The sequence below is a fragment of the Bacillus sp. V3-13 genome, assembly GCF_002860165.1.
Lineage (GTDB): Bacteria > Bacillota > Bacilli > Bacillales > Cytobacillaceae > Bacillus_BJ.
In genome coordinates this window covers 1-25,659 of the sequence record NZ_PGUZ01000062.1, presented here as the reverse complement: position 1 = coordinate 25,659, position 25,659 = coordinate 1, and the positions used below count along the sequence as shown (strand labels likewise).

The following is a 25,659-nucleotide window of genomic DNA, read 5'->3' as shown; positions in this document are numbered from 1 at the left end:
CCATCCCGAACACGGAAGTTAAGCTTCTCAGCGCCGATGGTAGTTGGGGGTTTCCCCCTGTGAGAGTAGGACGCCGCCGGGCGATTATTTTTATCATCATTGATATTATTCCGCAGTAGCTCAGTGGTAGAGCAACGAGCAAAGCTACTTGATTTAACTGCGAGTTGTACCCATCGAGCTGCTACTTGCATAAGCTTACTGAGATGGGGACATTCGAAGCAAAATTAAGTTTAGGGTTGATTATTAGTATTCCGCAGTAGCTCAGTGGTAGAGCATTCGGCTGTTAACCGAACGGTCGCAGGTTCGAATCCTGCCTGCGGAGCCATTTTCATAATGACTATTGTCTTATGAGTGAGCTTTGAGGAAAAATGCTTCCATAGCTCAGTAGGTAGAGCACTTCCATGGTAAGGAAGAGGTCAGCGGTTCGAGCCCGCTTGGAAGCTCTCTAGTAAATTGGCATAATACATAGATATAAAAAAGGGCCCGTTGGTCAAGCGGTTAAGACACCGCCCTTTCACGGCGGTAACACGGGTTCGAATCCCGTACGGGTCACCATTGTTATAGCGGAGGATTAGCTCAGCTGGGAGAGCATCTGCCTTACAAGCAGAGGGTCGGCGGTTCGATCCCGTCATCCTCCACCATATGGTCTTCAGCTTATGACAGCCTGTCATGATAAGCTATTGTTAAACAATTAAATAACTATTATTATGCCGGTGTAGCTCAATTGGTAGAGCAACTGACTTGTAATCAGTAGGTTGGGGGTTCAAGTCCTCTTGCCGGCACCATTTTTTATTTCATTTTTTTAAAAACAAGTGGAGGGGTAGCGAAGTGGCTAAACGCGGCGGACTGTAAATCCGCTCCCTCAGGGTTCGGCGGTTCGAATCCGTCCCCCTCCACCATTTCAACTTAAAGCATATAAAAAAATGGACAATCCAAAACTGTCCTTTTTATTTTGTAATACTTTAAACGGTACCTTTAAGGTATACCTGGTTAAAAAATTATTGGGCTATAGCCAAGCGGTAAGGCAACGGACTTTGACTCCGTCATGCGCTGGTTCGAATCCAGCTAGCCCAGCCAAAGAGCCATTAGCTCAGTCGGTAGAGCATCTGACTTTTAATCAGAGGGTCGAAGGTTCGAGTCCTTCATGGCTCATCAAATGAAAGTAAGGGATCCTGTTAGCATTACAGGATCCCTTTTTTCTATCTAATAAAATGTTCCACATACAGTATTAGTATTTCACCTTATGCGAGTCGATCACTAAATAATAGTGGCATTCCTGATTGCTCAAATTGATAAAACGATGTTCGGTATTTGCTTCAAAAAATAATGAATCGCCCTCATCTAAAATATGGACTTCCTCGCCATTTCCCAAATCAATCTTTAATTTCCCTTGTGCTACATAGATATACTCCTTAACCCCGTCTTTATGCGGTGGGAAAGTACCTGATTCCTTACGCGGAGGCACAATATTTAAAATGAACTCTAATCCTTCTGTCATAAATGAGGGAGATAAGAGATGGCGTTCAAATCCCGAATTCCTGTCTGTATAAACCAGCCTCTCATCTTTACGCATAACGACGATTTGTTGTTGTTTGTGCTCGCCCAGAAGCTGAGAAAGAGTGACATCCAATCCTTTGGCGATTTGGGCTGCAACCTGGATGGTCGGGTTTTTTTCTTCGCGCTCTATTTGCGATAACATTGATCTGCTGACATTACTTCGGTTCGAGAGCTCATCTAAAGTAAGATTCTTTTCTTTACGCATTTTCTTCACATTATATCCGAACTGCATTCTCAATCCCGCCTTTAGCAAATACACTATAGTAAACTTTTTTCTTGACTATATCATACCATACAATTATTATGGAAATTAATTCACTATAGTGGAATTATAAATATTATTTCAGGCAGAGGGGATTCTAAAATGGGAGTGCTCGTGGCTCTTTTACCGATTGTTGCAATTTTGGTTTCATTATTTACTTTTAAACTATCCTCGCTTCGCGCTGGTGTGATTGCGTATATATTGGCAGTATTCATTACGTTATTGCCGGAGTTTCAGCTTACACCTTTCGGCATTTTGCACTCATCTGTAAAAGGGTTTCTAATTTCCTTTATAGCTGCGTACGTTTTATTTTTTGGTATCCTTCTTTTTCACTTAATGAATCATGCAGGGACGATCACTGCTATTGCATCCTTTATATCTAAAGCTACCAATGATCCGATTATGCAGATGCTGATTTTGGTTGCCGGTTTTTCACCATTGATCGAATCTGCAAGCGGATTTGGAATTGCGTTTATGGTAGTCGCCCCCATTTTAATTGCTTTAGGATTTAATCGATTTAATGCCGCGATGCTTGGGCTCATCAGCCTGCTTGCCGTTCCGTGGGGAGCTTTAGCGACAGGTACCGTTATCGGCGCCAATCTGGGGGATGTTTCCTTGCAACGATTAGGAACTGGGAGCGCGGTGATCAGCATCCCGGTTTTTATTTACCTGATCATGATGGCAGTCTGCATAGCTGGTGGCCGGAAAGGAATTAAGGCAAAGTGGAAAGAAGCGTTACTGCTATCGTTCATTTTTTCGGCTTCGGCGTTGCTATGTAACCTTTATATTAGTGTGGAACTGGCAGGTGTCCTTAGCTCTTTAATGACAGCAATGGCTGGCTTTATGATCGTAAAACTAACCGCTAATCCAAAAACAACAGCCTCAATGTCAGAGCCCGATACTCTCAAGCATTCAGGGGATAATCTATTAAAAATGATCAGTCCATACATCATTCTGACGGTCTTCATATTTATTTCGCGGCTAATTCCCGGAATAAAGGAGTTTCTCCATTCGCATCTTGTAGTCGAGCTCCGTAACTATTCTTTTAGTTTACCTTTATTGTATTCGCCCGGTTTCTGGCTTTTGATCACCTGTGTGTGTACGGTGTGCATTTTTAACATAACAGCTTCAACTTTATGGAACTCGATAAAGGCTACGTTGAAACAATGGATTCCTTTTACAATAGCTACAACTGCTTTTGTTTCGATGGCTGAGGTGATGGCAGAAGCAGGCATGACATCGCTTTTGGCAAGCGCAGCCGGAACTGTTTTCGGTGCAGGATTTATCATGATTTCTCCGTTGATCGGTGGTTTAGGCGGTTTTCTAACCGGAAGTAATACAGGCTCCAATGCGATGTTTATCAATCTGCAAGTCGAAACTGCAACAAGAACGGGGTTAGACCCAAACCTATTGGCATACGCACAAAATGCGAGTTCATCGCATACCACAATGGCGAGCCCGTCCCGCGTGTTGCTTGGAGTAACCTTATGCGACATTCAATCGCAGGAAAATCACGTTTTAAAAAGGATGTCATTCATCGCCATTGGTTCTCTTTTATTGATTATTTTGATGTTAGGTTTGCTGGTATGGTTGTAAAACTTTAGCCGAAAAAATAGACATTCATGATCATTGCCTAGTTAATATCCTTTTGAAAAATCAACTTGATTGATCGCTGGTTTTTCACCTTTTAGATAGCTTTTTAAATTTGGAATGAAAATATCTTCGATTACCCGCTTTGTATAGTGTTCAGTTGATCCGGAAGTGTGCGGGGTGATAATCACGTTTTCCATCTCCCATAGTGGACTGTCGGTACCGAGCGGTTCGGTCTCAAACACGTCGAGGCCGGCACCGGCGATTTCACCCGTTTGCAGTGCTTGAACAAGTGCTTGTTCATCGACAATTTCACCACGGCCAATATTAATAAAAAAGGCAGACGGCTTCATATTTTTAAATTGTTCTGCTCCAAATAAATGATGGGTTTCGCTTGTAAGCGGCAATGTGACGACGACATAATCACAGCTTGGAAGAACCGAATTTAATTCATGGGGTGTGTACATTTCATCCACATAATCATCATCTTTCCCTGAATGCCGGACGCCGAGTACCTTCATGCCAAACGCCCTGGCAATTTTGGCTGTTTCCTTGCCGATTGCGCCTACACCGATAATGCCAACAGTCTTCTCGTGCATTTCAAGGCTTAACCCGGAGTGGTGCCATGTTTTCGTCAGCTGATTTCGGACATAAGTGTGAATCTTTCTTGTCAGTCCAAGCATTAAGGCAAAAATGGTTTCCGAAATCGGAAAGGCGTGCACCCCGTTGGCGCTCGTTACAACAACATTTCGGGATTCCAGCTTTTTTAATGGCAACGAATTTACGCCTGCACTCCACGTCTGCAGCCAGCGCAGCTTTGTGCTTTCATGCAGGACATGCTCCGTTAATTCTTTTTTCCAGCCAACGATCACTTCAACTTCATTCAAGTGGTCCCGCCAAACGGAAGAATCCTTTCCTATCAAGACTTCCCAATCAGGAACCAGCTTCATGATTTCCTCGCGGTATTGGTTATCAATATTATGGACAATGATCATTTTTCTTTTTTGCATGAACCCACCCCATTACAACATTTTTTTATTACCATTTTAACAGATTTTGCTTGCGGCAATGCCGATACTTCGAGAGCGGTCCCCGGACGCATATATATACACAATGTTGTCGGGTTGAGTCATTTTTATGAAAGCGGTTAAAATAGAGTAAAAAATGGAGAAGCAGGAGGCCAAGGGCATGAATAAAATTTCGATCATCGGCATGCCGATGGATTTAGGGCAAATGAGGCGTGGAGTCGACATGGGTCCCAGTGCGATGCGGTATGCGGGGGTCAATGAAAAGCTCAAAAATTTAAATATTGAAGTTGATGATTTAGGTGATATTCCAATCGGCAGGCCGGAAGTAGTGATCAGGCACGATACGAATTTAAGGAACCTGGAATTAGTAGCTGAAAAAAATGAAAAACTTGCTGCTGAGGTCGATAAAGTTATTGAGTCGGGATCCTTTCCGCTTGTGCTTGGCGGAGACCATAGTATCGCCATCGGGACGCTTGCGGGTGTCTCCAGGCATTACGAGAATCTTGGCGTGATCTGGTATGATGCCCATGGTGATTTAAATACCGCAGAAACTTCGCCATCCGGAAATATCCATGGCATGCCGCTCGCTGTCAGCCTTGGAATCGGGCATGAAATGTTAACGAAAATCGGCGGCTACAGCCCCAAAGTCAAGCCGGAGAATGTTGTGATTATTGGTGCAAGATCGCTTGATGAAGGTGAAAGGGACCTTATAAAGGAAAAAGGTATAAAAGCTTTTACGATGCATGAAATTGACCGCCTCGGCATGACAAGGATCATGGAGGAAACAATCTCCTATTTAAAAGACCGGACCGACGGTGTTCATCTATCACTCGATTTGGACGGGCTTGACCCGGCGGATGCCCCGGGAGTCGGGACACCGGTTATTGGTGGAATCAGCTACCGGGAAAGCCATCTTGCCATGGAGATGCTTGAGGAAGCCAAAATCATCACCTCGGCTGAATTTGTAGAAGTAAATCCAATTCTTGATGAAAAAAATAAAACCGCAACAGTCGCTGTTGCCTTAATGGGATCGTTATTTGGTGAAAAATTGCTTTAATATAAGAAAAGCAGGAGCTTAAGCCCTGCTTTTTTACTTTTTCGCTGTTAATATGTGATAACGATTTAATAGGCGATCCAATTTAGTGCTCACTTCCAGCACTTTTTGATTTGAGAGTGAAGAATGGGCAGCAAGCTCGACCATCTCTTTCCTGCAGAATTCGATATCTCTTAGAAGCGTATGGGGACACATGAATACGAAAACCTCTCTTTTCAGTAAATAAAATACTTGCTTCTGTTATACCCAAAAAGAAATTTTTTAAACATCATGGTAAATTTTTGTTAATATTAAGGAGTGATAAATTGCGTGAAAATATGAAACCTTTTCCGCTATCGATCCGTAATATCGTATAGCCGCATTGGAGCGGAGGTAAAAGATCATGGAGACAATTGTAAAAAACAGGATCTATCAAGTTTTAAAAGGGGATCAAAATGCCTTTGGGGAAATTGTTGAACTCTACAAGGACAAGGTATTCCAGCTTTGTTTCCGGATGCTCGGGAATCGGCATGAAGCGGAAGACATTGCACAGGAAGCGTTTATCCGGGCATATGTTAATATTAGTACGTTTAAAATAGACCGGAAATTTTCAACCTGGCTCTATCGGATTGCCACGAACTTGTGTATTGACCGGATTCGCAAGAAAAAGCCGGATTACTATTTGGATGCAGAAGTAGCGGGTACTGACGGGTTAAATATGTATTCGCAAATTGCTGCCGATACAAGCTTGCCTGAAGATGACCTGGAAAGTATGGAGCTTCAGGAAACGATTCAGGGAGAGATTTCAAAACTGCCGGAAAAATACCGTTCTGTTATCGTTCTAAAATATATAGAAGAACTATCGCTGAATGAGATCAGCGAGATTTTGGATCTGCCGCTCGGAACGGTGAAAACGAGAATCCATAGGGGGCGCGAAGCGTTGCGAAAGCAATTGCGCCATGTTTAACGAAAGGGTGAGAACTTTGAAATGTCCTGAAGAAATAGTTGAATACATGCATGAATATTTAGATGATGAGATCTCAGCCGAACATGAACAGGAGTTGCGAAAGCATCTCCAGGATTGCCCGGATTGCCAGACACACTTTCATGAACTAAAAAAAGCGATTGCTTTAGTGCAGAGCACTTCACATATTCAAGCACCGTTAAACTTCACTGCCGATGTCATGAGCAGACTTCCGAAAGAAAACCGCAAAATAGGAATTCAGCGCTGGTTCCGCCACCATCCTTTTTTGACTGCTGCCTCGCTCTTTCTTGTCCTGATGATGGGCAGTCTCTTTTCTGCATGGAATGAGGAGGATCAGCAATTTTCTGTTTCGAAACAGCCAAACTTAATCGTCGAAAATAATACGGTGATTGTCCCCAAGGGAGAAGTCGTTGAAGGCGATGTTACTGTCAAGAATGGCAATCTGAAAATTGAAGGCGAAGTAAAAGGAAATGTCACCGTGATTAACGGCGAAAATTATCTCGCATCTGCCGGGCAAGTCACGGGGGAAATTAAAGAAGTAAACGAAATGTTCGACTGGATTTGGTACCATATTAAAAAAACAGCAAAAGAAGTTGTCAATATATTTGACGGAGAAGACAAGAGGCCGCTCGAGGAGAGCGGCTGATTTCATTTCCCGGCACTAAATGATCTCGTTATAGGATTAAGTTATATATGCAGCTGTTGTTTCCAAAGAAGTAATGTTCAGAGGCGGAAAAAGTTTCATTTAAAAGCCAATATCTGTTCAGATTCAACCATACCATGATTTATGTTATAATATGAAAGTTACATATGAATATAAGCGGCTACCGCTTTTTGATTCTATAAATGGGGGAAGTTACATGCCGTTTTATGATATACCGATTTTAGAGCTGCTGGCGAATACCCTGGATATTCTTGTTGTATGGTTTGTGATCTACAAGCTGATCAATATCGTGAGGGGAACAAAGGCTGTTCAATTATTAAATGGAATTTTCGTGATTCTTCTTGGGAAGGTCATCAGCGATTTCCTGCATTTAAACACATTAAGCTGGTTGATGCAACAGGTGATTGAATGGGGTTTTCTGGCGATTATTATCATCTTTCAGCCCGAGTTAAGAAGAGCCCTTGAGCAGCTCGGAAGAGGCAAGATTTTTGCAAAGAGCGGGATACCCGAAGAGGAAGAGCAGGAAAAAATGGTCGAAGCGATTATTCGTGCGACAGATTATATGGCAAAACGCCGAATCGGCGCGTTAATTTCCATTGAAAGAGAAACCGGCATGGGCGATTATATCGAAACCGGGATTCCGCTTCATGCCAAAGTTTCTTCTGAGTTGCTGATCAATATTTTTATCCCGAATACGCCGCTGCATGACGGAGCTGTGGTCATTCAGAGAAACAATGTTGCAGCAGCAGCCTGTTACTTGCCATTATCGGAAAGCCCGTTTATTTCAAAGGAATTGGGCACACGGCATCGGGCTGCTTTAGGAATCAGTGAAGTCACCGACAGCATCACCGTCGTCGTTTCAGAAGAAACCGGAAATGTGTCGTTAACGAAAAACGGCGAACTCCACCGTGATTTAACAAGCGATGCATTCCGTGAAATGCTTGAAAATGGATTACTATCCAATAATAAGACAAAACAAGCTTCTTCAGCGCGCTGGAACTGGAGGGGAAAACAAAAATGATCGATAAGTTGATGGATAATCATTGGTTTATGAAAGTGGTGGCCCTCGTGCTTGCGGTTCTGCTGTTTTCCTCTGTCCCAACTCCGGAAGATGAAGGCGGATCTGAGGTAAACGTTCCAGGGGAAAACCATACTGAAACGCTTGAAGATATTCCTGTGAAAAGTTATTATGATACAGAAAATCTGGTGGTATCAGGTGTGCCTGAAACGGTAGATGTGACGATTGAAGGCCCAAAACAACTCGTCCAGCAAACAAGGACATTGAGGAACTTTGAGGTGTATGTCGATTTATCAGAGGCTGAAATTGGCACCCAATCTGTGGAGTTGCTTGTTCGTGATATTTCAGACAAGCTGGAGGTTACGATTGAGCCAGGGTATGCAGAAGTGTCTGTCCAGGAGCGGGTTACGAAGGAATTTCCAGTAGAGGCGGAATTCAATCAATCGCTTCTCGAGGAAGGTTATATCTCCGAAAAGCCGACAGTCGAGCCGAATCGGGTGGAAATCACCGGGGCCAAGGACGTGATTGACCGAATCAGCTTTGTGAAAGCAACGATTGATGTCAGGGGTCCAATCAATGAAACGATCACGGAGAAGGCAAGCATCCGGGTTCTCGACCGAGAACTAAATAAACTGGATGTCATCGTTGAACCGGAGACTGTTGAGGTCACGGTGCCAGTCCGGAGCGCAAGCAAAACAGTTCCGATTAATATTGTACAAACGGGAACACCCCCTGATGGAGTATCGATACAATCGATTACCCTTGATGCAAATGAAGCGCGAATCTTTGCCAACCCGAATGTTCTCGGTCATACAGAAAGCGTCAGGGTTGAAGTCGATGTCAGTGGAGTCCGCAGCAATTCAAGGATGACTTTGCCCGTTATTATTTCAGAAGGGATCACGAGTGTGGAACCGGAAACGGTAGAAGCCACGATCCGGGTGTCTGTTCCTAAGGAAGAGGCAAGCGCCCCGCAAAATCAACAGGCAAACAATGAAGAAAGAAAGACCCTTCCGGATATTCCGATTAAAACACAGGGTCTGAACGAGAAATACAATTTGGCCTTTTCAGATCCGGCACCGGGCGCAGTAAACTTGACGGTTACCGGCCCAAGAGACACGGTTACACGCTTAACCGCCGGAGATTTTAATTTATTTATAGATGCAACAAACCTGGGTGAAGGAGAGCATCAGCTTAATATCCAGGTCAATGGGCCGAATAATGTGAAATGGGAGCTGAGCAAAGCTGTGGCGACCGTTTCAATTTCTCAAAAGGAAGCTTAAAGAACCGCAATTATTCAATGAAGGAGAGATTTTTGAATGGGTAAATATTTCGGTACGGATGGAGTACGCGGAGTTGCAAATAGTGAATTGACACCGGAGCTTGCTTTTAAATTGGGACGTTTCGGCGGATATGTTCTGACAAAAGACAAGAGCCGCCCGAAGGTCTTGATTGGCCGCGATACTCGCATTTCCGGCCATATGCTCGAAGGCGCACTCGTAGCAGGGCTTTTATCGATCGGGGCAGAAGTCATGCGTTTAGGCGTGATTTCAACTCCTGGAGTGGCATACTTGACGAAAGCCCAGGGAGCCCAGGCTGGAGTGATGATTTCTGCCTCGCATAACCCGGTAGCTGACAATGGCATTAAGTTTTTTGGCCCGGATGGATTTAAGCTTTCCGATGAACAGGAGGACGAAATTGAGCGGTTGATGGACTTAGCTGAAGATGAGCTTCCCCGCCCGGTCGGCGCCGATCTCGGCCAAGTGAATGATTATTTCGAAGGTGGGCAAAAATACCTGCAATATTTAAAGCAATCCGTTGATGAGGATTTCTCCGGCATTCATATTGCGCTTGACTGTGCGCACGGAGCGACATCGTCTCTCGCCACCCATTTATTCGCCGATCTTGATGCGGACCTGTCAACAATGGGCGCATCTCCGAACGGTCTTAATATTAACGATGGTGTCGGCTCAACTCATCCGGAAGCATTGGCCGCTTTTGTGCAAGAAAAGGGAGCAGATATCGGCCTTTCCTTTGATGGAGACGGCGATCGGCTCATCGCGATTGATGAAAAAGGAAATATCGTCGATGGTGATCAAATCATGTACATATGTGCCAAGTACATGAAAGAAGAAGGACGTTTAAAGCATGGAACCGTTGTATCGACCGTCATGAGTAATCTAGGGTTTTATAAAGGGCTTGAAGCGCTCGGAATCAAGAGCGTTCCAACCGCTGTCGGCGACCGTTATGTAGTCGAGGAAATGAAAAAGAACGGCTACAATCTCGGCGGTGAACAATCAGGGCATATTATTTTCCTTGATTACAACACGACAGGGGACGGACTTTTAACAGGGCTGCAGCTTGTGAATATCATGAAGGTAACGCAAAAACCGCTTTCCGAGCTTGCTGCTGGAATGAAAAAATTCCCGCAAGTGCTTGTCAATATCCGTGTCACGGACAAGCACCATGTCACGGAAAATGTGAAGGTGAAGGAAGTCATTGACCAGGTTGAAGCGGAAATGAATGGCGATGGCCGAATCCTCGTTCGCCCGTCCGGGACAGAGCCACTTGTACGTGTCATGGCAGAAGCACCGACAGAAGAGCTTTGTCAGGCGTATGTCGATCGGATCGCAGAAGTGGTCAGATCAGAAATGGGTTTAAAAGAAGAATGAGACAAAGCATATGCATAAGGGAACGAAAGAAGTCCCTTATGCATATTTTTTTATAAGGAACATAAAGCGGGTTCAGAGTTGCCGCTTTTTTCCTTCGGTTTTCAGTTGACGGATATCGTGCCATGCGGTATGATAATCCTGTTTTTGTGAAAACAAAAATCATTTTTGAAAAGAAAGGTGGGCAGTCAGGGGAAAAACGGATTTTTAAAGCGCCTGGACTAATCCGAACGGACATGGATTAGTTGACGAGGAGGAGGTTTATCGAAGTTTCGGCGGATGCCTCCCGGTTGATTAGCACAACCGAAAATTCCTTCTTTAAATCATTAAGGCAACTTAATGGACAAAGGGAAGGGAATGCGAATAAAAGGAATGGTCAGGACGAAATTTGTCTGACCTCATAGTTCATTAAAAAAACAGAGATAAGGGGGCAAGTATGCTCCCAGCTTCTTGCCCCCTTGTAATCAGGGAGGAACAGAAGTAATGTGTGGAATTGTAGGTTATATCGGAAACAATGATTCAAAAGAGATTTTATTACGCGGTTTAGAAAAGCTGGAATACAGAGGCTATGATTCAGCCGGAATCGCGATCATGAATGAAAACGGCGTCCGCATTTTTAAAGAAAAAGGCCGGATTACCGACTTGCGCAGCATTGTCGATCACAGTGTCCAAGCATATACAGGGATTGGACATACCCGCTGGGCGACCCATGGTGCTCCAAGCCAGGTAAATGCCCACCCGCACCAAAGCGCGTCAAGCCGTTTCACGCTTGTCCACAATGGCGTGATCGAAAACTATGACATCTTAAAGCGCGAATATTTGCAAGGAGTAATTTTAAAAAGCGATACTGATACAGAAGTGATTGTTCAGATCATCGAATTGTTCATGAATGATGGGCTAACTGTAAAAGAAGCGTTCCGCAAAACGCTTTCGCTTTTAAAAGGATCTTATGCATTAGCCCTTTTAGATGAAGAGGACAATGAAACGATCTATGTTGCGAAAAATAAAAGCCCGCTTCTAGTCGGATTGGGTGACGGCTTCAACGTCGTCGCCAGCGATGCAATGGCGATGCTTCAGGTAACCAATCAATTTGTTGAATTAATGGATAAAGAAATCGTGATTGTCACAAAGAACGAAGTGACAATTGAAACATTAAGCGGTGAAGTGATGACACGTGTGCCGTTCACAGCTGAGCTTGATGCCAGCGATATTGAAAAAGGCACATATCCGCACTACATGTTGAAAGAAATCGACGAGCAGCCGCTTGTGATCCGCAGGATTGTGCAAAAGTACCAGAATGAACAAGGTGCATTAACGATTGATCCAGAGATCATCAATGCAATGAATGAAACGGACCGCATCTATATTATCGCTGCCGGAACGTCTTACCATGCCGGTCTTGTTGGCAAGCAGTTCATTGAAAAAATCGCCAACATTCCAGTAGAAGTTCATATTTCCAGCGAGTTCGGGTACAACATCCCGCTTCTATCTGAAAATCCATTGTTTATTTTTATCTCACAGAGCGGTGAAACAGCGGACAGCCGTGCCGTCCTTGTGGAGATCAAAGAAATGGGCTACAAAGCTCTAACGATTACAAACGTTCCAGGCTCGACTCTTTCCCGTGAAGCAGACTACACATTGCTGCTCCATGCCGGCCCGGAAATCGCGGTGGCGTCTACAAAAGCTTACACTGCCCAGTTAGCTGTGCTGGCTATTCTGGCTGAGGTAACTGGCAAGAGCCGCGGCATTGACCTTGATTTCGACCTTGTTCATGAGCTCGGCATTGCGGCAAATGCAATCGAAGTCCTTTGTGATTCTAAAGAAGAAATTGAAGCAATTGCCCGTGAATACTTGGCAACAACCCGCAACGCGTTCTTTATCGGCCGCGGCATCGATTTTTACGTTGGCCTTGAAGGAGCACTGAAGCTAAAAGAAATTTCTTATATTCAAGCTGAAGGCTTTGCAGGCGGCGAACTGAAGCACGGGACGATCGCATTGATCGAAAACGGCACACCGGTGGTCGCTCTGGCAACACAGGAAAGCGTAAACCTAAGCATCCGCGGCAATGTCAAAGAAGTCGCCGCCCGCGGCGCCAACCCGTGCATCATCTCCATGAAGGGACTTGAAATGGACGAAGACCGCTTCGTCATCCCGGAAGTGCACAGCCTGTTAACACCTCTTATCTCTGTAATACCACTGCAGCTGATCGCTTACTATGCTGCCCTGCACCGTGAATGCGACGTTGACAAGCCACGTAACTTGGCTAAGAGTGTTACGGTGGAGTAAGACAACGGGTAGATACTTTATTAGTGTTGAGTGACAATAAAGTTGTTTAATTACAAATAAAGTCGTTTAATTTACAATAAAGTTGTTTAAAAAGCACACGTTATCGATTACAATAAAAGTAATCGAACGTGTGTTTTTTTATAAACAAAATAAGGTTGTGGATGAATGTCAGATATTATTAGATACAAAGGAAAAGAACTAACATTACATAAGTCGATAAAAAACCCTAATTTTCTTGGTAAAACCGTTTTAGTGAATGACCCATGGGATTATGTGGAAATGTGGCTTAAAAGAAATAATCATAATGATGAAGCAATATTCTATTGGCAACAATCGCGCCAGTTTTACGAAGCTTCTACCATGCTACCTTTAACCTCATCCCCATTGACGATATATTACTGTTTTTTAAATGCAGTAAAGACATTATTAATTGTCAATAAAGTTCCTTATTCAGATTTGCATGGAGTATCGGGCTGGAATAGAGAAAGTCGTGTGTCCTTAAGTAATGAATATATCAAATTTAAAACATCTGGGATTTTCTCTGCATTATGCAATTATTTAGGAGAGCCCGTCCAAGAAAATGAGCAATACACACTAAAAAACCTACTTTATAACCTTCCTTTCATCCATAGAGCTTATTGTCTAACATATACATCTGAATCAAATAAAGAGTTATACATTCCTATACTTAAAGCATTTTTTATTAAAAAGGGAGGTTCTTCAGAAAGCTGGTTTTCAGCAGTGGTAGATCCAAAGTATGCAAATGGTCATACTCTAAATAAACTTAAAGAGAATTTTGAAAGAGATATAAATTTTTCTGATACTTTTGTAGTTAGATACAAAACAAGATTTAGATGGAAAAATGACGATCCTAATAAAATGAAAAAATTATCATCCTATCATTATAAATTGAGAAAACAACTTAGCTACATTTCTGGTTTATCAAGATTATGGTACATCAAACGGGATGGGATAGAAGGGATTATTCCACGAAATTCAATGATTTTAATATTTGCAGCAATGCATAGATTAAGTGAATTATCAAGGTACGAACCTGTTATTCTTTCTAAACATTTAAATAGTCAACATAACTGGTTATTGTCGGAGTTTATCAAAAATGCCTCAACACAATTTATAGATGAGATAGCATCCGAATTAACTGGGGAGGAATTCATGACACCGGGGATGACATCAAGAAAAAATCTTGTCTGAATTCCATACTTGAAAAGTTAATTAATAAATTTGGAGGTGCAGTTATGCCTAAACGCCAAACTTGTTGGACTGAAAAGAAAATTGCTAGGTATTATAAAGAAGGTCGTGGCCAAGGAGAATTAGGAAATTACAAGCCTTGGCTAACGATCCAAGATGTGCCGTCCAATGGTCGTGCACATCGCGACATCGGGTGGAAAACAAAGCGTGAGCATCATCTGTTATCTGACAATGAATATAACTATTTTTGCTTACTTGATTGGTCAGATGATGTAATTGATATCCGGGAACAGTTTCCTATTAATAGAGAAATAACTACAAAAATTGCTGAACAAATGAATATAAATCATCCTCAAGACCCTTCAACACAGACTCCAATCGTAATGACCACAGACTTTCTTATTACACTTCGTCATGGTTCAAAATTTGATTATATTGCTAGAACAATTAAACCCGAAAAAGAACTTAATAGCTCTAGAGTCATTGGAAAATTCGAAATCGAACGAGCATATTGGAAAGAACAGAATGTAGATTGGGCCATTGTAACAGAAATGGAGCTTCCTAATACGATAATTGAAAATTTAAAATGGCTTCGATCTTCTTATGAACTTCCGGCTTCTGCTGACAGTAGCTTTATAACTATTCTCTTAGAAAAGTTAAAGACAAGTACTGGGACGATTTTAAATAATTTAAAAGAATTTGATGAACTCTATCACCTTGAAAAAGGAACAGCTTTAGCTCTATATCGTCATATTATTGCGAACAAGTTAGTTAAACTCGACATGACAAAAAAGTTTGATTTAACTGCTGATCTATCAACTATTGGGGTAATATCGTTGAACCTAGAAGAAAAGAGGTGGGCTACTTGAATTTTTTTATAAATGAAATTCTGCAGGATGTTACAGAAAATAGGCTGTCCCGGATCTTGTGGATTGATGATGATAATAAAATAGCATATATCATTGACTTGAATGATGATAAAGCTCTTCCTCTTAAACGGATCATTTCAGAAATGAAAGAAGATATCGTTACCGGAAAGGTTATCAAATTAAAAAACGATCCCTTTATCGTTAATACTATTGAAGAATACACTCAGAAGCATATTGATTCTCGTGATCAAGCATGGCATATCATAAAAGAAATGGTTATAGATGAGCCGGGTATTTATGAAAAAAATATAAGAACTGCTTATATAAAGAAAGCGAAGGAAGCATATGGAGTTTCTTACCCTGCTGTAAGGAAGTATTTGCGTAAGTACTGGCAAAGAGGGAAGACCATTAATGCTCTTTTGCCAGATTATCGAAACTCAGGAGCAAGAGGGAAAGATAGAGCTGCTGGAACAAAGAAGCGAGGCAGACCTCCGAAGTATGCGGCGACAGGTGTCAATGTAGATGAAAAAACTAAAAAATTGTTTCGTGTTGCTCTTGAAAAATATTATATGACCTCCAAAGAAAACAAATTAACAGATGCCTATAAAATGATGGTGAAAGAATTTTATGCAAAAGATATTTACTATGAAGATGGTATTGAGAAAGTGATTATTCAAGACGAAGAAAAAATTCCAAGTATTCGTCAATTCCGTTACTGGTATGAGAAAGAATACACTGTACCGGAGTCACTCATTGCTCGTAAAGGAAGGAAAAAATACAATAAAGATCACCGGGCAGTGTTAAATTCTTCTCTTTCAGAAGTATTTGGTCCTGGTTCTCGATATCAGATTGACGCAACAGTTGGAGATGTGTATTTAATTTCAAAACACAATCCAAACTGGATTATTGGGCGTCCTGTTATCTATTTAGTGATGGATGTTTTCAGCCGAATGGTTGTTGGAGTTTATATCGGTTTAGAAGGTCCTTCATGGCTAGGCGCTATGATGGCCTTAACAAATACAGTGATGGACAAACAGGAATTTTGCGCCAAGTACGGCATTGAAATTTCAAATGATGATTGGCCTTGTGAGCACTTACCTGAAATATTGCTAGCAGACAGGGGAGAGTTTGAGGGTTTTAATGTAGATCGTTTAATCGAGGCATTTAATCTTCATGTTGAGAACGCTGCACCATATCGTGCTGATTGGAAAGGTGTTGTTGAAAAGCACTTTGATTTGATCCAGAAGAAAGTAAAGCCGATGCTTCCTGGCTATGTAGATAAAGATTTTCAAGAGCGAGGTGCAAGAGATTATCGCTTAGATGCAGTTTTGACATTAGATGAATTTACGAAAATTATTATAAAGCAAATTTTACATTATAATCAAAAGCACTATTTGAAAGATTACGTACGTGATGAGGATTTAGTTTACGATGATGTAATGCCAGTGCCACTTAAACTATGGAATTGGGGAATTGAAAATCGGACAGGGAAGCTTAAGTATTTTCCGGAAGACATTGTAAAGTTACACTTAATGCCAAGGGAAACTGCAACAGTTACTTATAAAGGTATCCGAATGAAGGGGATATATTACAGTTGTGATCGGGCTGTCAAAGAGTCATGGTTTGAAACTGCTAGACAAAAAGGGTCATGGAAAGTTGAGATAGCATATGATCCAAGGGATATGTCCATTGCCTATTGGGTTGATAGCCAGTCCAATGAATATGATAAATGCTATATGCTTGAACCTTCTAAACGATACGAACACTCAAGTTTGGAAGAAGTAATATACTTGTTACAGAAAGAAAAACAATTAGCCCAAAGTGTAAGTCATCGGCAATTGCAAAAAGAAGTCGACTATATAGCTGAGGTAGAATCGATTGTGGCTAATGCTTCAAAGAGAAAGGAGCAATTAAAAGATCACACGTTAAGTAAAGCAGAGATGGTAGGAAGTATAAAGGATCACCGCAGAAATGAAAAACAAAGTCTAAAATCTGAAGAGACTTTTCAATTGGAAAAAGACATAGAACAAAAAAAGGATGCTCGAGTACTCCCTTTTCAATTTAACAAAGAAAATAGACAAGACTTTTCGAGGCCAAATGTGAGGGAGTTTCTGAAAAGAAGAAAGGAGAAAAAGGATGAGTGAAGAACAGCGCTTGATCAATGCTGAAGTAGCTAATTATAAACAACAGCAAGTAGTTGATTTCAAGGGAAATCCATTAATCGAAGCATTGCCAGATATTTTATCTCCGGAAGAAGCCTTTGATGCACTGAGTTATTATCCTGATTTCGACGAACAAGAAAGATTCTTGCCGACGCACATTCGCTATCATGCTATTCCAAGGCTGAACCGTTTCTTTCAGCCAGTTATGCAGCATTTAGATATGGAACAACGTTTTTCTCGTTTGTTAAGGCATGGGTATATAAGTCGAAACCCGTTGACACCAAGCTTTACTAAAAACCTAAGGATTGGACATCAGCAGTTGCATGGATTAGAAACAAAAAATGATATACGTTCCACTGCATCAAGTATGACATTAATGGGGTTTTCAGGGATTGGAAAAACAACAGCGATTGAGCGTGTCTTATCATTATATCCACAAATGATTATTCACAAGCATCCTTTAAACATTACCCAAGTTGTCTGGTTGAAGTTAAATTGCCCCCATGATGGTTCATTAAAATCGTTGTGCATGGACTTTTTCTTGAAAATGGATCAACTTGTAGGATCAAATTATTATGAACGATTCGGAAGCCGTAGACACTCTATCAGCTCGATGGTAACAAGGATGGGACAAATTGCTAGACTGCACTGTGTAGGAGCACTCGTTATAGATGAGATTCAACATTTACTGGCTACTCGTGATAACAATTCTGAAAAAATGATGAATTTCTTTGTAACCCTTGTTAACGAAATTGGAGTACCTGTCATGATGATTGGTACAATGCGTGCCAAAAGCGTTTTACAACAAGATTTTAGACAAGCTAGAAGAGGCAGTGGACAGGGAGATATGGTGTGGCAGCAAATGGAAAAAGATGATGATTGGGATTTGCTGATTGAAAGCATTTGGGAGTATCAATGGCTCCAAAACAAAGTTAAATTGACGGATGAACTGAATCGGGCAATTTATGATGAGAGCCAAGGCATTGTTGATATTGCTGTAAAGCTTTTTGCTTTATCTCAGGGGAGAGCCATTGAGACTGGGCTGGAAACAATAACGCCTTTACTCATAAGTAAAGTCGCCAAAGATGATCTTAAGCTAGTACAGCCAATGTTAAAGGCATTAAAAGACGGCCGTTTATCTGAACTGGAGAAGTATGAGGATATTATGCCAATGGAAATCGCTGATTATTTGAAACACCACGAGTCTAAAATTGATTTACGTGCATCCATTCAAAAGAAAAAGGAGCAAATAGCTGAAAAGAGAAAAGAGCAGAAAACGTCGTTAATTGAAAAAGTGATGATGACTCTCATCAACTTAAGTGTTGAACCTTCGCTTGCCGAACACTGTGCAGTCAAAGCTATTAATGAATTGCCTAACAGTTCTGAAGCTGAAATTACTGGACGAGCGTTACAGATTTTAACAGAGAAGAAAGAACAAAAGAAGACAAAAAGAGATACCCCTAAGAAGAATGAATTGCAATTAATAATAGATAAAGGAAAAAAGAATCAGAAATCAGCCTATGAATCTCTAAAAGAAGCAGGATATATCAAGTCGCCAATGGATGATTTTGCGATTTAGGAGGCAATGGGATGCTCGCTTACTTTCCTACACTTTATGAAGATGAGTTATTATATAGCTGGTTTGCTCGTTATCATGTCCATTCTGCAAATGTCAGTCCAAAACAGACGATGAAAGATTTGTTTGGAACGAACAGTGCAGTTGCTGTTCCAGATTTACCAACACAATTAGAGCAAGTATACGATCATATTAGGCATTTTGGTATTCAGTCATTAGACAGCCTTATTTGGAATCATACGTTGTTTCTTTATTATACAGCCTTTCAACCGGAGTCAGTAAGAGAGAAAGTATATCAGGCAATGGTGAAAGGAAATGAGCCAGGTGCTATTCATACAATGACGGGAATAGCAGCAAGCGTGGTAAAGGATTGGACATTTTTCCGATTTTGTCCGATATGCTTACAAGAGGACATACAAAATAAAGGGGAACCTTACTGGCATGTTTCACATCAATTTCCGGGAGTACTCACTTGTTTGAAACATGGCGACTGTTTATGTGATTCAACAGTAAGATTCAGGAATACCGAAAAACATGAATTTGTTGCAGCTACAGAAGAAAACTGTCCACGACTCTGTTTGCAGTCTTCATATACAGATAAAACAAAAGGCTTCTTAAAGATGATTGCTAGTCAAAGTCAGAAACTCATTTCATCCGGTTTCCAGTTTACATTTCAAGGCATCCAAAAATCCTATCAATATCTTTTAAAAAGAAAAGGCTTTTCAAACATTAATGGGAAAGTTGATCAGAGAAAGTTAGCTGAGCAGTTTCAGTTGTTTTATGGTGAGGAACTTTTGAGTGCGGTCCAATCTTCAGTTAGTTATAAAAATCCAAATTGCTGGTTAAAAAACATCACTCGTAAGCATCGTAAATCCTTTCATCCAGTACGTCATATTCTATTTATCCATTTTCTTGGTGAGTCGGTAGAAACATTTTATAAATTTGCATTTAAAGAGTATCAGCCGTTCGGAGAAGCACCCTATTACTGTTTAAATCCTGCTGCAACCCATTTTAAAGAAAGGGTTATTTCAGATATTAGTATTAGTCTATGTACGGATACAAGACGTCCCGTGGCTACATTTAGCTGTTCCTGTGGTTTTATATATTCGAGAAGGGGACCGGATCAAGTTGAGGAAGATCATTTTAAGATTGGCCGCATTAAACAGTTCGGTCATGTATGGGAATCGAAATTAAATCAATTGGTTCATATTGAAAAGAAGAGCTGGTACGCAGCAGCAAAGGAACTACAATGTGATATTGGAACAGTAAAGAAATACACAACTAAACTTCCATCAAGTGAAGTAACTATTTCTAAAGAATTTACTAAGGAAATAGCTATAGGTAAGCAAAAGGAATGGCTAGATTTGTTGCTGGCACATCCTAAAAAATCAGTTACGCAGTTACGAAAAATAGCACCTGCTTTATATGCATGGCATTATCGAAATAATAGGGAATGGCTAAGAAACCATTCACCGAGAAAAGGAACTAAGGCTGTAATATCAAATAGAGTTGACTGGACAGAAAGAGATAAAGAACTCCTCTTTCAAGTAAAGAGGATAATCGGTAAGCTGTATGCTATTGAAATACCGGTTTATGTAAATAAGAGTCGTGTAGGTAAAGAAATAGGTCAATTATCGCTTATTGAAAAGCATTTAGACAAATTACCAATGACAAAAAAGTATTTAGAAGAACACATTGAATCTAGAGAGCAATTTCAAATACGAAGAATAAAATGGGCTTGCCGTGCTTTAGCTGTCAAAGATGAAGAAATCATAGAGTGGAAAGTAAGGCGTTTAGCCGGAATTCGGGATGACGTGGATGAGCAAATAAAAATTGCATTGAAGAAAGAAATATTGAACTACAAAGTTGGTGATCAAGATACTGAAAATAAGACCATGGCCTTTTAATAATGAAACAGTTACACTGCATTGGATTGGAAACGTCAAAATGGAAAATAGGCAATGGCGCATACAGGCAGCGTTTGTTCACAGAAATGAATGCACGATCATAGAACTCCCTATTGCAGCGCTCCCTTTATTAAGAATCGGTACACCATATTATGATGGCTTGCCGATGCAAACACAAAAGAAGGGTACGTTATTCAAATTAAAAGTGGATAATGTGAAAAATGGATCTGTTTCGAAAGCGATTGATGTTTGTAGAAACCTAAACTATTTTCTTTATAAGAAACCGGAGTTAATGAACCAAAATATGTGGTCATTCCAATCAGATGGTGTAACGTATCATATGCCACAAACTGAGATGATACGAGCATTGTTTGCAATTAATAAGACGTTGACAAACTCATTGCTACGCCCAAACGGACTAGATCTTTTAGTAAATAAAGTGTCCATCAATCAAAACCGGACAGCAACGATTAATTTTTGCGATGAAATTCCTGGAACAATTATGACAGACGATTTTGCTCGTTATTTTGGGTGGTTATATTTACATCCCGAAATGAAACAGTCTTTTTCTTCTGTGCAAAGCAATACTTATATACAGTTGGCAACCATGGCAAATCCAAAAGGAATACCATTACAATTGACAATGCCGAATACGGATAAATTTAGCCTGACTGCCAGAGGCATACAGGGAAAAGACGAAGTACTGATATTTGAATGGCTGGCATCTGACCTTGCAGATCCACCATTTACAGAAATAAACATTCAACATAAATCGGTCAAAAAACGTGTGTATACGGCAGAAAAAAGAAAAAAACGACTGTCAAAACAAGAACAGTCGCAAGAACATGTATTAAACGAAAACAACGGAGAGCGATCAAGAGAGGATGCGAATCAACCTGTCATTGATTTAGAGCCCACTCAGATGGCTTTCCGTCAATCAACTATAGTAAATAGAATACCAAAGCAAGAACAAAAAGTGAACCAGGGAGATGAATATATTTCAAACTCCGGCCGAGGTGGAGGAGTAAAACAGAGTGTCGTTGGGTTAGACGAGTCAATATTTGGTGGCAAAATAGCTCCTATTGAATTTAAAACAATGGAAGTAGCTGATACATATATAGATTATGGGTTGGACCATTTCATTGCGATGATTCAATATCTTGCTGCTAATTATAACCGTTTGAGTGTGTCCCTAAATTTTGTTTATCTTCCTATAGGAAGGAAATTTTCGTATTTGCCAGATGGTCGGAGGCGAATTTGTGCAATAGCAAAAATCACTAATAGGAATAAGGTATCGTATGTACTTGAAGCAGCTGTACCAGATAATCGATCTTTATCTACACTCATTATTCCTTCAAAAGGTACAATAAAGGAGGATGAAGTGACCATGAAAGGCTTATTAAAAATGTTAGTTTTTGCAAGTGGAAGTTGGAGTCAATCGTTTCTGTATAACTTACAAAACATAAGGTTAAAGCACCTACAAGAATCTTATAAGCAATGGGCTGCTAGATTAGTCAAAAATTTATGAATCCTACTAAAATGAGAGGTTATTAAAAATCAAGTCAAAATCTTATAGATTTATCTTTATTGATATAAGACCCGTATTTTTAAAGTTGAAAGGATAAAAAATGTACTCTATAGGCAAATTTTCTGAAATATGTAATATTCCTGTTAAAACATTACGCTACTATAGCGACATTGGATTACTAAAACCTTCTTACATAGATCCTGTAACAAACTATCGGTATTATGACTATGACAAAATTCAAATCATAAAAAAAATTATGCTTCTAAAAAGCTGTCAATTCTCTTTAGCTACGATTAAGGAATTTATTGAAAGCCCTGATCAAGTACAATGGAAAAGCATATTAGAGCATAAAATTTATGAGCTTGAGGATCAAAAAGAACAAATCTCCAAACAAATAGATGAGATGAATCGGTTAAAAATACAAATAGAAAAGGAAGCTTCTATAATCCCAGGACCTCTTTTATCCGACTGTTCTATTGAAAACCGAAAGGGAATACCGGTTTATAGCATTCGAGAAAAAATAAAGATAAAATTTATAGATAAGTTGGTTAAAAATTTATTTGATCGAATTTATGCTTTTAATCTCGTGGTTAATGGAAAACTAATGGCTATCTTTCATGAAAGAGATTTGAATAAAAAAGAGGCTGACGTAGAGCTACTTCTTCCAGTAAAGTCTATAAATAAAATAGACGGTTGTAGGATTTTAGCCAGCGGTAAATACGCATGCCTGACGGTTAAAGGTCCCTATTCAGAGTTGGATGTAGGATATGAAAAGTTGAAAAATTGGATAATGGAACAGAATCTAACTCAGATAGGAAAAGAGATAGAGATTTATGAAAAAGGACTCGTTCCTTCCGATTTTAATATAAGAGAGATCCGACCAGATTTAAACAGACATCCGTCAGAGTTTATTACGAAAATATGTGCACCAGTTATCAAGAACAATAGTTAAGTAACAGCTTTTATATAGAAACAGGGTAAACTCTCCACCTACTGGAGGGTTTATTCTTTGTATATACAAAGAATAACGGAGGGAATTACAATGTATCATCCGAGATTAAAAGGAAATGGTTACGAGGCAGGAAAGCATTATGCAGAAATCCTTTATAAAAATGGATTTCGATTCCCAAAAGTAACAGAAGAAAAATTAAAATTTGGGGAGTTATGCAAACCAATTCTTACTGAATTTGACACTGATATTGTAAAGGAAATACAAGGCTTTGCTGATGGCTGCTATTCTTCATTTGAAGAAGTAAGTTCATTTCTCTTAAGTATAGGTGTATTTGAATTGGCTGGTCAATGCAGTATTTTCTCAGCATTCAACGGAAGAGAAATGATTGTTGGACGTAATTATGATATGCTCTTAAATTTAAAGAAAATAACAGAGTCCTCATTAGTTTGTTTTGAAGGCAAAAATAAATATGTAGGTCATTCAGATTGTTTTATTGGAAAAGTTGATGGTATAAATCAACATGGATTATTTGTAGGAATTACATCAGTTCCTCATGATGGAATTAAGCCAGGATTGAATTTTTATTTTGCTGTTAAATATATTTTAGAAAATTGTTGTAATGTGGGGGAAGGAATAGAAGTGTTAAAAAGATTCCCAAGTTCGGTAGCTAATAACTACTTGTTAGCAGATCCATTAGGGAATATGGCTGTTGTAGAAGTTACCCCTAATGACAATCAAGTACGCCTTCCTACCAATAATTATATTCATTGTACCAATCACCATGAAAGTACATCAGTATCTGAAAGCTGGAATTGGAGCAAATCAAAAGAACGTTTTGAAACATTAGATATACGTCTTAAAGAGATCGTCAATAAAATGACTCTTTCCATTGCACAATCAATTATGTCAGAAACCAAGGGACATGTTTGTTTAAATTTAAAAGAACATAATTTTGGTACGCTCTTCTCTGTTGTAGCAAACTTAAATACATTAGATATAAACAGAGCTGAGGGACAACCAAACAGAGCAAAATATGTATCAGATAGACGATTGATAGATGCCGTTTCAAAAGAGACACCTTATGTATTACCACGATATTAATCATTAATTTGGACTGGAGAGAGACAAATATGAAAGATTCAATTCAAGCTTATTTTTCTTTTCTTGAAGGCAATAGCTACGAGATTGGTAGAAGGCAAGGAGAAGAAATAAAAAAGATTCCTAATGCAATGAATGCAGTTTTATTATCCGAACCAATAGATGAGGCGAAATTTAAGGATATGGAAAAACTAATGAACCAGTATTGTCCTAGTTTAATCGAAGAATTACAAGGGTTTGCAGATTCACTAAATGTAAAGCCTAGTTATCTAAATTTCTTTGATGAAGCTTTGCTACATCCAGGTGGATGTAGTTTGGGTGCAGTTTTACCGTCTAAAACAAATGATAGTAAAACCTATGTCCTTAGAAACTACGACTTGTCACCAGCAATATCTGATATGAGACTCTGTACAACAAAAGTAAAGGGTAAATACAGTCATACCGGATTCTCCGTTTCTTATTTTGGTCGAAGTGAAGGCTTAAATGAAAAGGGGTTCTGTGTAGCTTTTGCTTCTTGCGGTATGCCAGTTGGAAAACATCTAGGGATGAAAAAGCCTATCATAAAAGGACTACAGTTTATGGTAATAGTCAGAGCTTTACTTGAAAATTGTAAAAATGTTGAGGAAGGAATTTCTTATTTAAAGGAAATGCCTATTGGAACAAATATGAATTTGCTTCTGGCAGATGCCAATAGTAACGCAGCTTTAATAGAAACTTATGATGGGGAAAAAGCTGTAGAAATAGTCAATAACAAATCAGAATTCATTATTGCAACTAACCATGCGCTATTTCCCAATATTTCAAGAAAAGAGAATGGAATGTTGGAACAGTCCAGAGTACGTTATGACTTAATGGAAACCAATTTTAAAAGCAATGATTTTATTTCGAAGAACCACCTGCGAAGTTTAACATTAAATGAGTATCCTGAGGGATTAACTGTGCACAATTATAAACAAAATTTTGGAACCGTTCATTCTATATTGTTTGATTTAGATGCCAAACAACTAGAATTCTCCTTTGGCTCTCCTATACATAACAAAATATGTAAGATAACAGTTGGAGAAGCCTTACCTTACTTTGATTTAAATGTTTTTATTGAGAATACTGATTATGGGCCAAATTTTTGGAGGATTATTGATAAATAATTTTAGGATTTAGAAAGAATAATGATGAGCCGAAATATCTTATTTTACTAAAAGGGTCCTACTGTAAACGCTAGAATAAAGTTGACAGTTTTCGCTTGATAAGATTTTACACTTTTGCTCAATC

The 25,659-nt window shown here is 39.9% G+C and carries 20 protein-coding genes, 8 tRNA genes and 1 rRNA gene; 26 read left to right on the top strand and 3 right to left on the bottom strand.

The features are described from left to right. The 9 genes from rrf to CU633_RS19135 form a co-directional block, all read left to right on the top strand. A 5S ribosomal RNA gene (gene rrf, locus CU633_RS19175) occupies positions 1–82 on the top strand; the annotation flags it as partial. Between the two features lie 168 nt (positions 83–250). Next, a tRNA-Asn gene (locus CU633_RS19170) sits at positions 251–325 on the top strand. A 45-nt stretch (positions 326–370) separates the two neighbouring features. Beyond that, a tRNA-Thr gene (locus CU633_RS19165) sits at positions 371–443 on the top strand. 37 nt (positions 444–480) lie between these two features. Beyond that, positions 481–555 (top strand) — tRNA-Glu (locus CU633_RS19160). 10 nt (positions 556–565) lie between these two features. Beyond that, a tRNA-Val gene (locus CU633_RS19155) sits at positions 566–641 on the top strand. A gap of 68 nt (positions 642–709) precedes the next feature. Next, positions 710–785, top strand: a tRNA-Thr gene (locus CU633_RS19150). 29 nt (positions 786–814) lie between these two features. Further along, positions 815–899: transfer RNA gene (locus CU633_RS19145), tRNA-Tyr, on the top strand. A 103-nt stretch (positions 900–1,002) separates the two neighbouring features. Beyond that, a tRNA-Gln gene (locus CU633_RS19140) sits at positions 1,003–1,077 on the top strand. 2 nt (positions 1,078–1,079) lie between these two features. Next, positions 1,080–1,152: transfer RNA gene (locus CU633_RS19135), tRNA-Lys, on the top strand. 76 nt (positions 1,153–1,228) lie between these two features. Here the strand turns inward: CU633_RS19135 and CU633_RS19130 are convergent. Further along, entirely contained in the window at positions 1,229–1,789 is a 561-nt protein-coding gene (locus tag CU633_RS19130) for a helix-turn-helix domain-containing protein (protein ID WP_101662179.1), read from the bottom strand. A gap of 132 nt (positions 1,790–1,921) precedes the next feature. Here CU633_RS19130 and CU633_RS19125 point away from each other — a divergent pair, with 132 nt between their 5' ends. Next, a complete protein-coding gene (locus CU633_RS19125) occupies positions 1,922–3,415 on the top strand; it encodes an L-lactate permease (RefSeq protein WP_101662178.1) in 1,494 nt (497 codons plus the stop codon). Between the two features lie 41 nt (positions 3,416–3,456). Here CU633_RS19125 and CU633_RS19120 read toward each other — a convergent pair whose 3' ends face one another. Further along, positions 3,457–4,419: a D-2-hydroxyacid dehydrogenase gene (locus CU633_RS19120; RefSeq protein WP_101662177.1), complete on the bottom strand. Its 963-nt coding sequence runs from the start codon at positions 4,417–4,419 to the stop codon at positions 3,457–3,459. A 178-nt stretch (positions 4,420–4,597) separates the two neighbouring features. Here CU633_RS19120 and rocF point away from each other — a divergent pair, with 178 nt between their 5' ends. Then, positions 4,598–5,494 (top strand): arginase, encoded by an 897-nt coding sequence (rocF, locus tag CU633_RS19115; RefSeq protein WP_101662176.1) that lies wholly within the window; start codon positions 4,598–4,600, stop codon positions 5,492–5,494. A gap of 33 nt (positions 5,495–5,527) precedes the next feature. Here rocF and CU633_RS19110 read toward each other — a convergent pair whose 3' ends face one another. After that, the gene (locus CU633_RS19110) at positions 5,528–5,686 is read right to left on the bottom strand and encodes an aspartyl-phosphate phosphatase Spo0E family protein (protein ID WP_101662175.1); all 159 of its coding nucleotides are present in this window, start codon (positions 5,684–5,686) and stop codon (positions 5,528–5,530) included. A 187-nt stretch (positions 5,687–5,873) separates the two neighbouring features. Between CU633_RS19110 and sigW the strand changes: the two genes are divergently transcribed. The 15 genes from sigW to CU633_RS19035 all read left to right on the top strand — a co-directional run bounded on the left by sigW (position 5,874) and on the right by CU633_RS19035 (position 25,535). Further along, on the top strand, positions 5,874–6,437 hold the full coding sequence (sigW, locus tag CU633_RS19105; protein WP_101662174.1) for an RNA polymerase sigma factor SigW: 564 nt from the start codon (positions 5,874–5,876) through the stop codon (positions 6,435–6,437). A gap of 16 nt (positions 6,438–6,453) precedes the next feature. After that, complete coding sequence (locus CU633_RS19100) at positions 6,454–7,101, top strand: anti-sigma factor family protein (protein ID WP_101662180.1); 648 nt, start codon at positions 6,454–6,456, stop codon at positions 7,099–7,101. Positions 7,102–7,315: 214 nt separating this feature from the next. After that, on the top strand, positions 7,316–8,140 hold the full coding sequence (cdaA, locus tag CU633_RS19095; RefSeq protein ID WP_101662173.1) for a diadenylate cyclase CdaA: 825 nt from the start codon (positions 7,316–7,318) through the stop codon (positions 8,138–8,140). Beyond that, positions 8,137–9,417: a CdaR family protein gene (locus CU633_RS19090; protein WP_101662172.1), complete on the top strand. Its 1,281-nt coding sequence runs from the start codon at positions 8,137–8,139 to the stop codon at positions 9,415–9,417. The genes cdaA and CU633_RS19090 overlap by 4 nt, the downstream gene beginning before the upstream one ends. A gap of 36 nt (positions 9,418–9,453) precedes the next feature. Continuing rightward, on the top strand, positions 9,454–10,806 hold the full coding sequence (gene glmM / locus CU633_RS19085) for a phosphoglucosamine mutase (RefSeq protein WP_101662171.1): 1,353 nt from the start codon (positions 9,454–9,456) through the stop codon (positions 10,804–10,806). Positions 10,807–11,286: 480 nt separating this feature from the next. After that, positions 11,287–13,089, top strand: coding sequence for a glutamine--fructose-6-phosphate transaminase (isomerizing) (gene glmS, locus CU633_RS19080; protein WP_101662170.1), 1,803 nt, complete (start codon positions 11,287–11,289; stop codon positions 13,087–13,089). Between the two features lie 165 nt (positions 13,090–13,254). Continuing rightward, positions 13,255–14,301, top strand: a complete 1,047-nt coding sequence (locus tag CU633_RS19075; RefSeq protein WP_101662169.1) for a YaaC family protein — start codon at positions 13,255–13,257, stop codon at positions 14,299–14,301. A 44-nt stretch (positions 14,302–14,345) separates the two neighbouring features. Further along, the gene (locus tag CU633_RS19070; protein ID WP_101662168.1) at positions 14,346–15,167 is read left to right on the top strand and encodes a TnsA endonuclease N-terminal domain-containing protein; all 822 of its coding nucleotides are present in this window, start codon (positions 14,346–14,348) and stop codon (positions 15,165–15,167) included. Next, a complete protein-coding gene (locus tag CU633_RS19065; protein ID WP_101662167.1) occupies positions 15,164–17,311 on the top strand; it encodes a Mu transposase C-terminal domain-containing protein in 2,148 nt (715 codons plus the stop codon). The genes CU633_RS19070 and CU633_RS19065 overlap by 4 nt, the downstream gene beginning before the upstream one ends. Next, positions 17,304–18,908: an ATP-binding protein gene (locus tag CU633_RS19060; RefSeq protein WP_101662166.1), complete on the top strand. Its 1,605-nt coding sequence runs from the start codon at positions 17,304–17,306 to the stop codon at positions 18,906–18,908. The genes CU633_RS19065 and CU633_RS19060 overlap by 8 nt, the downstream gene beginning before the upstream one ends. 11 nt (positions 18,909–18,919) lie before the next feature. Beyond that, positions 18,920–20,812: a TnsD family Tn7-like transposition protein gene (locus CU633_RS19055; protein WP_101662165.1), complete on the top strand. Its 1,893-nt coding sequence runs from the start codon at positions 18,920–18,922 to the stop codon at positions 20,810–20,812. A gap of 40 nt (positions 20,813–20,852) precedes the next feature. Further along, complete coding sequence (locus CU633_RS19050) at positions 20,853–22,340, top strand: Tn7-like element transposition protein TnsE (RefSeq protein WP_101662164.1); 1,488 nt, start codon at positions 20,853–20,855, stop codon at positions 22,338–22,340. 100 nt (positions 22,341–22,440) lie between these two features. Beyond that, complete coding sequence (locus CU633_RS19045) at positions 22,441–23,292, top strand: MerR family transcriptional regulator (RefSeq protein WP_101662163.1); 852 nt, start codon at positions 22,441–22,443, stop codon at positions 23,290–23,292. 90 nt (positions 23,293–23,382) lie between these two features. Continuing rightward, complete coding sequence (locus tag CU633_RS19040; RefSeq protein ID WP_101662162.1) at positions 23,383–24,393, top strand: C45 family autoproteolytic acyltransferase/hydolase; 1,011 nt, start codon at positions 23,383–23,385, stop codon at positions 24,391–24,393. Positions 24,394–24,422: 29 nt separating this feature from the next. Further along, positions 24,423–25,535: a C45 family autoproteolytic acyltransferase/hydolase gene (locus CU633_RS19035; RefSeq protein ID WP_101662161.1), complete on the top strand. Its 1,113-nt coding sequence runs from the start codon at positions 24,423–24,425 to the stop codon at positions 25,533–25,535. The last annotated feature ends 124 nt before the right edge of the window (positions 25,536–25,659 follow it).

Coding starts and splice junctions, on each gene's coding strand:
- CU633_RS19050 (WP_101662164.1), top strand. CDS start 20,853: ATGGAAAATAGGCAATGGCGCATACAGGCAGCGTTTGTTCACAGAAAT.
- glmM (WP_101662171.1), top strand. CDS start 9,454: ATGGGTAAATATTTCGGTACGGATGGAGTACGCGGAGTTGCAAATAGT.
- CU633_RS19060 (WP_101662166.1), top strand. CDS start 17,304: ATGAGTGAAGAACAGCGCTTGATCAATGCTGAAGTAGCTAATTATAAA.
- CU633_RS19040 (WP_101662162.1), top strand. CDS start 23,383: ATGTATCATCCGAGATTAAAAGGAAATGGTTACGAGGCAGGAAAGCAT.
- CU633_RS19070 (WP_101662168.1), top strand. CDS start 14,346: ATGCCTAAACGCCAAACTTGTTGGACTGAAAAGAAAATTGCTAGGTAT.
- CU633_RS19090 (WP_101662172.1), top strand. CDS start 8,137: ATGATCGATAAGTTGATGGATAATCATTGGTTTATGAAAGTGGTGGCC.
- glmS (WP_101662170.1), top strand. CDS start 11,287: ATGTGTGGAATTGTAGGTTATATCGGAAACAATGATTCAAAAGAGATT.
- CU633_RS19110 (WP_101662175.1), bottom strand. CDS start 5,686: ATGTGTCCCCATACGCTTCTAAGAGATATCGAATTCTGCAGGAAAGAG.
- cdaA (WP_101662173.1), top strand. CDS start 7,316: ATGCCGTTTTATGATATACCGATTTTAGAGCTGCTGGCGAATACCCTG.
- CU633_RS19125 (WP_101662178.1), top strand. CDS start 1,922: ATGGGAGTGCTCGTGGCTCTTTTACCGATTGTTGCAATTTTGGTTTCA.
- CU633_RS19035 (WP_101662161.1), top strand. CDS start 24,423: ATGAAAGATTCAATTCAAGCTTATTTTTCTTTTCTTGAAGGCAATAGC.
- CU633_RS19055 (WP_101662165.1), top strand. CDS start 18,920: ATGCTCGCTTACTTTCCTACACTTTATGAAGATGAGTTATTATATAGC.
- sigW (WP_101662174.1), top strand. CDS start 5,874: ATGGAGACAATTGTAAAAAACAGGATCTATCAAGTTTTAAAAGGGGAT.
- rocF (WP_101662176.1), top strand. CDS start 4,598: ATGAATAAAATTTCGATCATCGGCATGCCGATGGATTTAGGGCAAATG.
- CU633_RS19045 (WP_101662163.1), top strand. CDS start 22,441: ATGTACTCTATAGGCAAATTTTCTGAAATATGTAATATTCCTGTTAAA.
- CU633_RS19120 (WP_101662177.1), bottom strand. CDS start 4,419: ATGCAAAAAAGAAAAATGATCATTGTCCATAATATTGATAACCAATAC.
- CU633_RS19130 (WP_101662179.1), bottom strand. CDS start 1,789: ATGCAGTTCGGATATAATGTGAAGAAAATGCGTAAAGAAAAGAATCTT.
- CU633_RS19075 (WP_101662169.1), top strand. CDS start 13,255: ATGTCAGATATTATTAGATACAAAGGAAAAGAACTAACATTACATAAG.